Genomic DNA, 10961 nt, shown 5'->3' on the forward strand with positions numbered 1-10961 from the left:
CTGTGCCTAGGAAGACGCTGGCTACGAGTGCTGGTGGCATGGAGACAGCCGCAACGTCCAGAGCGACAGCGAAGCTGAAGATCATGCCTACGTTGCGCAGGGTATTGAGAGTCGCCGAGGCAACGCTGAGATGACTGCGCGGGGCTGCGCTCATGGTCGTGCTGGTGTTCGGTGACCAGAAGAAGGAGCCGCCTATCCCCATGAGGGCCAGGATAAGGGCAAGCTGCCAGTAGGGAGTTGTTGGTGTCAGAAGGCCTAACAAGATCAGGGCCAGGGCCTGAATGGCTAGGCCAATTGTCGCCGGAATCGCTCCCCCGATACGATCAGCCCACCGTCCTCCAAGTGGCCCTATCAGCGAAATGAAGAGAGGTAACGGGAGAATCAGTAGGGCCGCTACTAGCGGCGGATAGCCACGGACTCCCTGCAGATAGAAGATGACCAGGAAGTTAACAGCGAAAACGGCCAACGATTGGAGCATGGCCGCCAGAACCGAGAAAGCGTAGACACGGTTGCTGAAGAGACGCAGATTGAGCATGGGATAGGCATAGTGACGCTCGCGCCAGAGGAAAGCGAGCAGAGCTCCGCAACCAATGATCAGTAAGGCCGCGATGAGCGGCGAGCGCCAGCCAACGCTGATACCTTCCAGCAGACCGAAGAGTAGGCCAACGAGACCGATGCAGAAAAGCAAGGCCCCGAGAATATCGAAACGCTCGCGTTGCTGACGAGGGGCAATGTCATGCAGGAGAAAATAGGCGGCTAGCATGCCTACCAGACCAACCGGTAGGTTGACCAGAAAGATCCAGCGCCAGCTTGCCAGTGAGAGAATGAGACCCCCAAGAACAGGTCCGAGCACACTGCCAGCTCCCCAGGTGATCGAATTGAAGCCCATCGCCGTGCCGCGCTCGCCTGGAGGAAAAACCTCGGTAATGATGGCCATAGCATTCGCATTTAGCATGGCACCACCAGCCCCCTGTAGCACACGGGCCGCAATGAGAAAGAGATCGTTGGGGGCTAATCCACAGAGAACCGAACCAACGGTAAAGATGAGAAAGCCCAGATTGTAGAGACGGACACGCCCAAACATGTCGGCCATTCTGCCAAAGGAGAGCAGCAGAACCGTGCTGATGAGTAGATAGCTGGTGATCACCCAGGTCATGCGCACGAGATCAGAATGCAGGTCCTGCAGCATGGCCGGCAGGGCGAGGATGACAATCGTTGAGTCAATGGCGACCATTAAGGAGCCAAGCGTCACAACCGAGAGTGCAGTCCATTTGTATTCCGGTCTCTTCATGATGCGGTGCTCATCAACAATTAGATCTGCCAGCGAGGCATCAACGGCAGCGGATAGGTGGATAGCAGGGACAGCTCCGCCGATCTCAGTTAGCTCGTTCACTTGCTTAGCAGTTCATTAGGCCAGAGCGGCACTGCTTTGAGCATGCTGCCTTGTCTCCGGCTGCGCGCCTCTGCCTACCACTGGCGACATGCCCACTTTGATGCCCGCTCAACGCCTTGGGGCAAGGGAGAAGGCACGGTTTAGAGGACGCTCTTCCCCGTCTCATGATAACACAATTCGATGGCCGGCTGCTGATCCTTTGTCGGCCACCACTCTCTTAGGCAGCAAACTCCTTAAGAATGAGGCGGAGCTAGAGCTAGAGCACAACAATATCATTTGCTGTGTATATATTCTTACAGCGAGGTAGGGCCTTGCAGCATAAGAGGCGCAACGCAGCATCGATCAAGTCGGGGTCTTCGTCGTTGCGCCTCATTATCTGTCAGGGGAAGTCTGGCCGGAGCAGCAACCGTCAGTCAGGCAGCGGCTTGATTAAGCCGAGGCCCGCGCCAGCAGCTCGCGAGCGATGACCAGGCGCTGAATCTGGTTCGTTCCTTCGTAGATCTGAGTAATCTTGGCATCGCGTAGCATACGCTCCGCCGGATACTCCTTCATGTACCCATAGCCGCCCAGAATCTGGATGGCGTCGCTGGTCACCTCCATCGCGATATCGGAGGCGAACATTTTGGCCATCGAGGCATACATAGTAAAGCGCTCCTCGCCGCGATCGATCATCTCCGCCACATTGTAGACTAGCAAGCGGGCGGCTTCGACCTTAGTCGCCATATCGGCCAGCATAAACTGAATGCCCTGGTTTTCAGCAATGGGGCGCCCAAACTGCACCCGCTGTTTGGCATAAGAGACAGCCAAATCGAGTGCCCCCTGAGCAATGCCGACCGCCTGAGCGCCGATACCGGGCCGCGTACGATCCAGGGTACGCATAGCAATGCGAAAGCCTTCTCCCTCACGCCCAATGAGGTTCTCCGCCGGCACTTCGCAATCGGTAAAGATCAGCTCGGCCGTCTGCGATCCCTTGATTCCCATTTTATCCTCAATGCGCCCCACAGAGAAGCCTGGGAAATCACGTTCCACAATGAAAGCGCTGATACCGTGCGTTCCTGCCTGCGGATCGGTCAAAGCAAAAACCGTATTGACCTGGGCCAGACCGCCATTAGTAATAAAGCGCTTAGAGCCGTTGAGGATGTAGTGGTCGCCCTTGCGCACCGCTACAGTGCGCATCGCTGCTGCATCCGAGCCTGAGCCTGCTTCCGTCAGACCGAAGGCCGCCAGCCACTCGCCACGTGCCAGCGGCGGTAGATACTTGCGCTTCTGCTCCTCGCTGCCGGCCAGCAGAATGGGCATAGCGCCAAGCTGTTGCACCGCCAGTAGCAGGCCCGTTGTGGCACAGCAGCGCGACAGCTCCTCAATGGCGCGTACTACCGCCAGCTTCGTTGAGCCGAGGCCGCCGTACTCTACTGGAAATGGCATGGCATAGATATCCTGCTGCGCCAGCAGCTCTTTCATATCCCAGGGAAATTCCCCAGTGCGATCTATCTCCGCCGCGCGCGGCGCCACACGCTCGGTTGCAATTTCGCGAATAGCTGCAATCAGCTCCTCTTCTTCGGGAGAGAGATGCGAAACCGCCATATACGACGCTCCTTTGCTGGATATCGATGAGAGACAAAGGACAGGACACAACCATTGTGTTTTGAAATATACCACAGAGAGGCTGCCCTCATGCCAGCTACCCAGGAGGTCTAGCGGTGGAGGGAAGGCGCAGGCGCTCCTGTTGAAGAGAGGAGGCACGGATCGCAAGCCAGACCGTGTGGCGCCGAATCTGCGAGGCTAGGCTGCCCGCGTCTCTCTGTCAGCCTTCGCGGCGCGCTCGCTGCTGCAGCTCATAGAGCTTGCTGATAGCCTCAATTGGTGTCAAGCTCTCGATATCCAGATTCTTCAGCTCTTCTAGAATCGGATGTGACTCAGCAGCGAAGAGCGTCATCTGCCAGCCAAGCGGCATGGTCATATCTTTCATCGCTTTGCGCCGCGCCTGTGCCTCACCCTTACGCTCTAGCTCGGCTAGAATCTCCTGCGCGCGATGGATGACCGGGCGGGGAATGCCAGCCAGTTCCGCCACATGCACCCCATAGCTGCGATCGGCCCCCCCTGGGACAATCTTACGCAGGAAGACAATTCGTCCTTCCTCCTCGCTCACTGCCACATTAAAGCAGCGAATGCGCGGCAGTACACGCGCCACCTCCACTAGCTCGTGATAATGCGTGGCGAAGAGGGTTCGCGCCCCACAGCGCTTATTGTTATGCAGATACTCGACTACCGCGCGCGCGATGGCCAGCCCATCGTAAGTACTGGTGCCACGCCCGATCTCATCGAGAATGACCAGACTGCGAGGTGTTGCATGGTGCAGAATATTGGCCGTCTCCACCATCTCGACCATAAAGGTACTCTGGCCTGTTGCCAGATCGTCTTGAGCCCCGATGCGTGTGAAGATGCGGTCTACGATGCCTATCGTGGCCGCTTGAGCGGGGACATAGCTGCCAATCTGGGCCATTAAGGTGATGAGCGCCACCTGACGCAGATAGGTGGATTTTCCGGCCATGTTCGGCCCGGTGATGATGAGTATTTGAGCCTCGTGATTCGATAGCTCTGTATCGTTGGGAACAAAGGGCACGTCCGGCTGAGCCTGCTCAACGACCGGATGGCGCCCGGCAATGATGCGAATGGTATCGCCGTCATTCAGCTCAGGCCGGCAGTAGTTGTTGCGCGCCGCCACCTCGGCCAGGCTCAGATAGACGTCAATCTCAGCCAGAGCGTGAGCTGTGGTCAGCACGCGCTCGGCGGCCTGGGTCGCGATCTCTGCCCGAATCTGGGCAAATAGCTCGCTCTCTAACTTGTTGATGCGCTCGCGTGCGTTAAGAATGGTGGCTTCGTATTCCTTCAGCTCTGGCGTCACAAAGCGCTCGCTGTTGGTCAGGGTCTGACGCCGCTGGTAGTCAGCCGGCACACGCTGTTTGTGTGCATTGGAGACCTCAATGAAGTAGCCGGTGTTTTTGTTGTAGCCAACCTTGAGGGAGCTGATGCCAGTTCGAGCACGCTCACGCTGTTCCAAACGCTCTAACCAGCGTTGCCCGTCCTGCGAGATGGCCCGTAACTGATCAAGTTCGTCATTGAAGCCAGACCGAATGATGCCGCCTTCCGAGATCGTCGCCGGCGGCTCTGGCACGATGGCACGCTCAATAAGGGCAATGACATCGGCGTTATCCGTCAGCCGCTGCAGCAAGGCTGCCAGCGATGGCAGGTTGCACAGAACGCTCTCTTCTTCCTCAGCAGAGAGCAGATCGGAGCGGATCTCTGCCGCCCCGCGCAGACTGCTTGCCAGGGCGACCAACTCGCGCGGACTGGCGATGCGCTGGCGCACGCGATTGATCAGGCGTTCAATGTCGCCGATCTTTTTGAGAATCTCTCCCAGGCGCGCCCGCAGCAGCGGGGCTGCCAGCAGCTCAGCAATGACCTCTTGGCGCTGGCGTAAGGCTTCAATATCCAGGAGCGGCTGACTAAGCCAGCGACGCAGCAAACGCCCGCCCATAGGAGTACGCGTGCGATCCAATACCCAGAGCAGGGAGCCTTTGAGCGAGCCACTGCGTCCACTCTCGAAGAGTTCCAGGTTGCGCCGCGTATGGGGATCGAGGATCATAAAGTTGGCCGTCGAGTAGGTCTCCAGAGCGGTAAGCTGAGGCACGATCTCTTTCTGCGTCTCTTGTACATAGGCCAGAACCGCCCCCGCCGCTCGGATCGCCAGCGGCAGCTTCTCGCAGCCAAAGCCTTCCAGTGAGGCTACGCCAAAGTGCGCCTGCAGGCGATGGCGCGCGTCGGCCTCGCTGAAGAAGCGGGCATCGTAGGGCGTCACATGGCCGGCTAGTCCTTTAAAGAGGCGGGCTAAAGGCGCAAAATCTTCGTCATCGTCCGCATCCAGCCCATCCTCCTGGTCACCCAACAGCATCGCCGCCCCATCAGGATCGCCATTGTTTCCCAGACGGGGCACCGGCTTTTCGCTCATCACCGCCGCCAGCCAGCGCCGTTTACGACTGCCTTGCTGCCCATAGTGAGCCTCTACCAGCACCTCTGCTGGGGCAATACGTGCAATCTCCTGCTGCAGCGTCAGCTCCGGCTCACCTGTGGCGATCTGAGTCGTTGCGAATTCGCCTGTCGTAATGTCCACATAGGAGACGCCGACGGCGTTGCGCCCCATCACGACCGCCGCCAGAAAGTTATTGCGCTTGGCCGCTAGCATGGCCGGCTCAACCACCGTGCCCGGCGTTACAATGCGCGTCACCTCGCGCTCCACCAGCCCCCGTGAAAGGGCCGGATCACTGACTTGCTCACAGACAGCCACGCGGTAGCCTTTGCTCACTAGGCGCGCAATGTAGCTTTCGGCAGCCTGATGGGGCACTCCGGCCATCGGGGCTTTCTCCCCACGACCAAAGTCACGCCGCGTCAGGGCAATCTCTAATTCGCGCGCCACGATCTCGGCGTCTTCATCGAACATCTCGTAGAAATCGCCCATGCGGAAAAAGAGAATGGTGTCAGGATAGCGCTCCTTGATGGCAAGGTACTGCGACCGGATCGGGCTGTGATTGCTCTGCTGACCTCTCTCGTACTCCTCAAATAGCACGGTTCACCTCTCCCAGAGACTCTTCGCGTGATGCTTAGTTTACCCCGAATCAGCTGCTTTGTAAAAGCGTTCTAGCCCTCCTGACGCGCCCCCTGGTTCTTCTAGCTGTTCAGTCCTACCCAGTTGCCAGTATGATCAGCTTTTGCATATACTTTGAACGTCCCCGTGTGGACTGGAGGAACCACGTCGCAAGACCCGGCTCTTTCTGGCGCGGTCTCTTCCTCCTATCCTCATTTCAAGGCAGGTTCGCGCGTAAGCGCAGAGTGCTGGAGACGTTGGCAATACATATAGAGATGAGCACGCATCGATGGATCGATTGTTGAACGGTGCACCATGACGACTGCAAACGGGTCTCTCTTGAGCGACGTTGAGCTGTCAATCTTCTCCTGGCACCTCCATATTCCTCTTCCCGTGGGAGCGCTGCTCTTGCTCTCGTTCCTGTTGGGCGCACTCGTGTTCTATGTGATCGCTGTTCTGGCCTCTCTGAGAGATCGGCGCGAGCTGGAGCGGCTGCGCAAGCGCGTGGAAGAGCTTGAGAGGGAAAAGGCTGCAGCCTTGCAGGCTGCGCAGGCAGCACGCATTCCTTCTGGTCCGCTTCCGCCGATGCCCCCAGTTGTTCCCATGCCTGGTATTCCAGGTATGCCCGGTCCCGGTGTACCGCCTGGTCCCGGTCACCATCCCGGCCCTTCCGCTGGCTATCCCCCCGGTAGCTACTAACGTCTCGCCTCGTCTTCTAGGTGTGAGGCACTAAGACAGATAAGGCGCTCTCTCCTTGGGAATTGGGGTATCCCTTGTTCAGCGAGTGATGGTCTTACTGACCTCCCTTAGCCGCACATTAGCCCGCAGCGCGGCAGAAATTATTCAAGAAACAGAGAGAGGGGTCAAGGAGACACACGAACAGGACGGGCAGCCTTCTTTGTCCTGTCCCAGAAGGAGGGTGTGTTTTTCTACTGCAGGTGTTTAATCGAACTCGATGCCATGCCGACCGAAGATGCGTTGCCAGAAGTGCAGCTCCTCCGCCGTATCCTCCTCCTCGGCCTGTCGCGCCAGGGCTGTTTTGCCAGCTATCGCTGCTCTCTCGTCTGGCTCACTCTCTTCACTTGCCCGGTTCTCGACTAGCCTTTCACTCTGCTCGCTTGTTTCAGGTTGCTCCGCCAGAGCGGCAGGAGACGCTGCTTTCCCCTGGTCTGCCAGCATTGGCGTCTGATGGCGCGGCTCGGCGCTGGCAGGTGATAGCAAATGCAAGTGGGCGTCTGTGAGTTCGCTCGGCTCAAGGTCCGACTCGGCTAGGATTTCGTTGGCAGAGCCTGGCAGGCTGGCATCCTCGTCCGTGCACCCGGCCTCTGTTTGGCCCTGCCCCTCAGGCAAAATGATCTCCTCTGCTGTAGAGCCAGCCTCGTGGGAGCGAACGGCCCCAAACTCATAGTAAGCAGGCATCGCTGCCGCTTCCGCCTCTTGCTCTCCTGAAGCGAGGGTCGCCTGAGCTTCATCCTCACCCGCAGCAGCGTCCAGTCTGTTGCTGGCTGCCTCCGCGATCCTCTCTGTGCCGCTGCCAACATATTCACGGATAGCTGGCTCGACCGGCGGAGCTGGGGATGGCTCTGGCACAGTCGCCACAGTCTGGGGTACAGAGGCCTCGCTGACTAGCGAACCGTCACCGGTGCTGTCTGGTGTTCCCGCCTCTGCTGCCTCATGCGCCAGCTCCTGGGGAGACGCCACTATGTTGGACACGCTCATCGGTTCAGCTTCTAGCAGCGGCGGGAGAGCCTCTTCAGGCAGGGGAACCACCTCCGCCGGCGCGGCCTGCTCTGCTGCTACCAAGTTATCGCGACCGTCCACCGCTATCACTTCGGCTGGCGCTATCGCCGGGAGCCTGCTGGCTGTCGCCTCCTCATGCAGCAGGCGACGCCAGAATTCATCTTCTGTCAGCTCGCCGTCGCCACTCTCCTCTTCCTCCGTAGCAGGCACAACGACCTCAGTCTGAGCCGTCCCCTCGACGGCGATAGCTGCCACCTCATCGATCGAATCGAGCCAGTCATAGGCACCTTCGAGGGCATGCTCGCACCAGCGAGCATAGTCGCCATCAAAGAGGCCTAGGCGGCGGCAGGTATCAAGCCGGCGGAACATTGCCTGTAACCATTCCTCACCGCGCTCGCAGAGGCGGTCGAGCAGGTCGACATTCTTCACTCCCCACTCGCGTAGGGTTGCTAGCAGCTTCATTACCCCCTCGGGTGGCTGGAGCTGACGTAGACGCTCGGCATTCTGCTCAATCTGCTGGCGTAGAGCCTGGATCTCTTCCTGCAGGACAGCTAGGCGCTGCTCGGTTAACCAGAGCTGATAGCCAGCATAGAACTCTTCAATGTCACGCCGGCTCAGGCGGCTGTAGAGACGTTGCAGCTGCTCGCTGTTGTTCATCTCGGCATCCTCAAGCAGAGCATAAGGCCAGTCGATTGCATCGGCAGGCGCCTGCCTTTAGTTCTGGGTCGCATCCTCTTGGGTTGGGGTGGTCGGCGGTTGAGAAACCGGTGGAGAGGAAGGCAAGCGTCCCCAGCGCTCCAACCAACGCTGGACCAGGCGATTGGTACGTATCCGCTCTTCATCAATGGGACCGGGACGCCGATCTTTACCCGAGGAGATGGTTAAACGGTGGAGCCACTCAGGTAGTTCAAGCTCCTGCAACTTCACTGATGATTCTAGCTGGCCTCTGCTCCCCCGCTGAGCAGCAGGTGGCGTACCAGCAGGCAGCTCACTGTTCATCGCTGGCAACGGCGTCCGCGCCGGACCAACAGGCCCAACGTTACTAATAACTTCGCCGGTGCTACGCCCTGGCACGGCCCCAGAGCTGACAGAGGTCGACGGCGAGAGATGCGCTCGCGCTTGCTGACCTCGCTGCTGGCCTTCCTCCCCTTCCCCCAAGGCGTTCAGCAGCAGACGCACTAGCTGATTCTCTGGCCGCGGCTGCGCTCGCTCTAGCTCACTCAGACGCTCTAGTAAGGAGGCTCGCTCAGCTTCCAGCGCTTCTAGTTTCCGTCTCAGGCTCCGGTCAGTTTCCTGACAGAGCAACCACTGCTGGTACTGGCCCATTGTACTTGCTCTGCTCACAGCAGTCGCTTGAATGGCACGCAGCTCCCTTCTGCCAAAGTATACCATGCCTGGTTCCTGCGAACAAGCGGCACTTTACACGAGACCGTATACTATGTTTAGGTATTTATACCTATTCGTAGGCAGAAATACTGGTGCTGGCCCCGGCTCGCCAGGACCAGGGCATGGATAGTACTTAGATCTCGGTGGGGGTATCTTTTCAAATGGCATACTCACTGACTCCTCTGACTCAAACTTCAAAAACAGAATCGGCTGCGACAGAGCATCCTTCAGGCTCGCTGCCTGTCCTCTTGGCGCTTCTGCTGGGAATGGGGCTGCTGGCCCTCGGCGTCATCCTTCCCTTGCGTGCACTCTACTTTTACCAGGCCTTCCCCGGCTCGCGGCTGGAACATTGGCTACTCCTGCCAACGCACCTGCTCTTTCCCCACCAGCCCCTCATCTCTCCGCGGCATCCTTTGGATGCCCAGGCGCTGCATAACGCGAACGCTCCACTGAACTGGCGCGACCTGCTTCTGTTCTGGGGGGGATTAGCCCTCATCTGTCTGCTCTATCTGCTAGCCTTGCGCGCTTTGCCCTCCCTGATCTCCTACCGGTTTATCTTGTTATCAACGACCTTCCTCGGTTTCACTTTAGTATTATATCCTGCCCTGACATCACAAGACGTTTTTTCGTACATCACCTATGCCCGCATAGGCGTAATTTACCACCTTAACCCCTTGACGACCCTGCCCATCGCCATCTCACGTGACCCCATTTATCAATATATCTTCTGGACTACCCAGCCATCAGCCTACGGCCCGACGTGGATCGCCTGCACGAGTCTGCTGCAGTGGCTTGCCCTAGAGCTGCACCACAATAGTGTCTGGGGAATGGTTCTCCTCTTACGCCTGTTTGGCCTGGCCATGCATCTTGGAGCGACCGCTATGCTCTGGAGCTGCAGCGGTCTGGCTCTGCTTCCACAAGAAGGCCCTTCGTCGCGTCTCCATCTCACTCGTCTCACAGTGACCCTTGCCTTAGCCTGGAACCCATTGCTTCTGCTAGAAGCCTGTGTCAACGCCCATAATGACGCGACGATTCTCTTCCTTATTTTGCTGGCCTGCTGGTCCCTGCTCCACTGGCGGCGCAGCCAATGGCTGCCCTGGCTATTCGCCGCCACGCTCTTTCTAGCCCTGGCCGCCTGTCTCAAAATTACCTTCATCGTCATCTTTCCGGGGCTGCTCCTCTTTCTTCTGGCCCACGATGAGCGGCGCTCTCTCTGGCAGCGTCTGCAGCTACCAGCCACTGTGCTGCTGGTCTACATTGGTAGCATTGTTTTGCTCTACTGGCCATTCTGGCATCATGGTGCAGTCTTACGCCTCCTCCGAGTCAATCCCAGTGCCTCAATGGCGCGCAACACTCCCTATGAATTTTTGGTACATCTCTATGCAACAATCGCCGGGATTCGTCTTATTCAGCTCGATCTTAATACTGGCTCTTACCCAGAAATCGTTGCTCACAGCATTGCCACGCTCCTCTTTGTTCTTGCCTATGGTGGCCTCTGCCTCTACACCTTGCGGCGTCCTGCTTCCATACGCAGGCTGTCTGCGCTTTTTGGCTGGATGGCTCTGGCCTGGCTGCTTTTCTGCTTCGTTGGCTCAACCTGGTTCTGGCCCTGGTACCTTGTAAGCTGGCTTGGTCTGAGCCTGCTCGCGCTAGTCAGTGATCAGAGCTGGCAGAGCCTGCTCCATTCGCGGGCCTTCGCTATTACTCTGGCGCTGACAGCCTTCTGCATGCTTTCGATCTACGCCGGCTATGTCTGGGGCATGGAGCGCACGGGATTGCCTTTCTTCCCGGGCCTGCAGA

Annotated in this window: 7 protein-coding genes; 2 read left to right on the top strand and 5 right to left on the bottom strand. The window is 58.3% G+C overall.

Going from position 1 to position 10961, the window contains the following annotated elements; all coding sequences use genetic code 11:
- The 3 genes from IRZ24_RS11020 to mutS form a co-directional block, all read right to left on the bottom strand.
- On the bottom strand, positions 1-1393 hold a 1393-nt coding region (locus tag IRZ24_RS11020; protein ID WP_297163903.1), incomplete at its 3' end, for an MFS transporter.
- A gap of 429 nt (positions 1394-1822) precedes the next feature.
- Positions 1823-2977 carry an acyl-CoA dehydrogenase gene (locus IRZ24_RS11025; protein ID WP_297163906.1) on the bottom strand — a complete coding sequence of 385 codons (1155 nt, stop codon included), beginning with the start codon at positions 2975-2977 and terminating at the stop codon, positions 1823-1825.
- A gap of 220 nt (positions 2978-3197) precedes the next feature.
- Positions 3198-6017, bottom strand: coding sequence for a DNA mismatch repair protein MutS (gene mutS, locus IRZ24_RS11030; protein WP_297163909.1), 2820 nt, complete (start codon positions 6015-6017; stop codon positions 3198-3200).
- A gap of 333 nt (positions 6018-6350) precedes the next feature.
- Here mutS and IRZ24_RS11035 point away from each other — a divergent pair, with 333 nt between their 5' ends.
- Positions 6351-6734 carry a lipopolysaccharide assembly protein LapA domain-containing protein gene (locus IRZ24_RS11035; RefSeq protein ID WP_297163912.1) on the top strand — a complete coding sequence of 128 codons (384 nt, stop codon included), beginning with the start codon at positions 6351-6353 and terminating at the stop codon, positions 6732-6734.
- 243 nt (positions 6735-6977) lie between these two features.
- Here the strand turns inward: IRZ24_RS11035 and IRZ24_RS11040 are convergent, their stop codons facing one another.
- Positions 6978-8432, bottom strand: a complete 1455-nt coding sequence (locus IRZ24_RS11040) for a hypothetical protein (protein ID WP_297163915.1) — start codon at positions 8430-8432, stop codon at positions 6978-6980.
- Between the two features lie 57 nt (positions 8433-8489).
- Complete coding sequence (locus IRZ24_RS11045) at positions 8490-9101, bottom strand: hypothetical protein (RefSeq protein ID WP_297163917.1); 612 nt, start codon at positions 9099-9101, stop codon at positions 8490-8492.
- A 221-nt stretch (positions 9102-9322) separates the two neighbouring features.
- Between IRZ24_RS11045 and IRZ24_RS11050 the strand changes: the two genes are divergently transcribed.
- Positions 9323-10961, top strand: a 1639-nt coding sequence (locus IRZ24_RS11050; protein ID WP_297163920.1) for a hypothetical protein, incomplete at its 3' end; no start/stop codon positions are given.

Origin of the sequence: Thermogemmatispora sp., assembly GCF_019683755.1 — a bacterium.
GTDB lineage: Bacteria > Chloroflexota > Ktedonobacteria > Ktedonobacterales > Ktedonobacteraceae > Thermogemmatispora.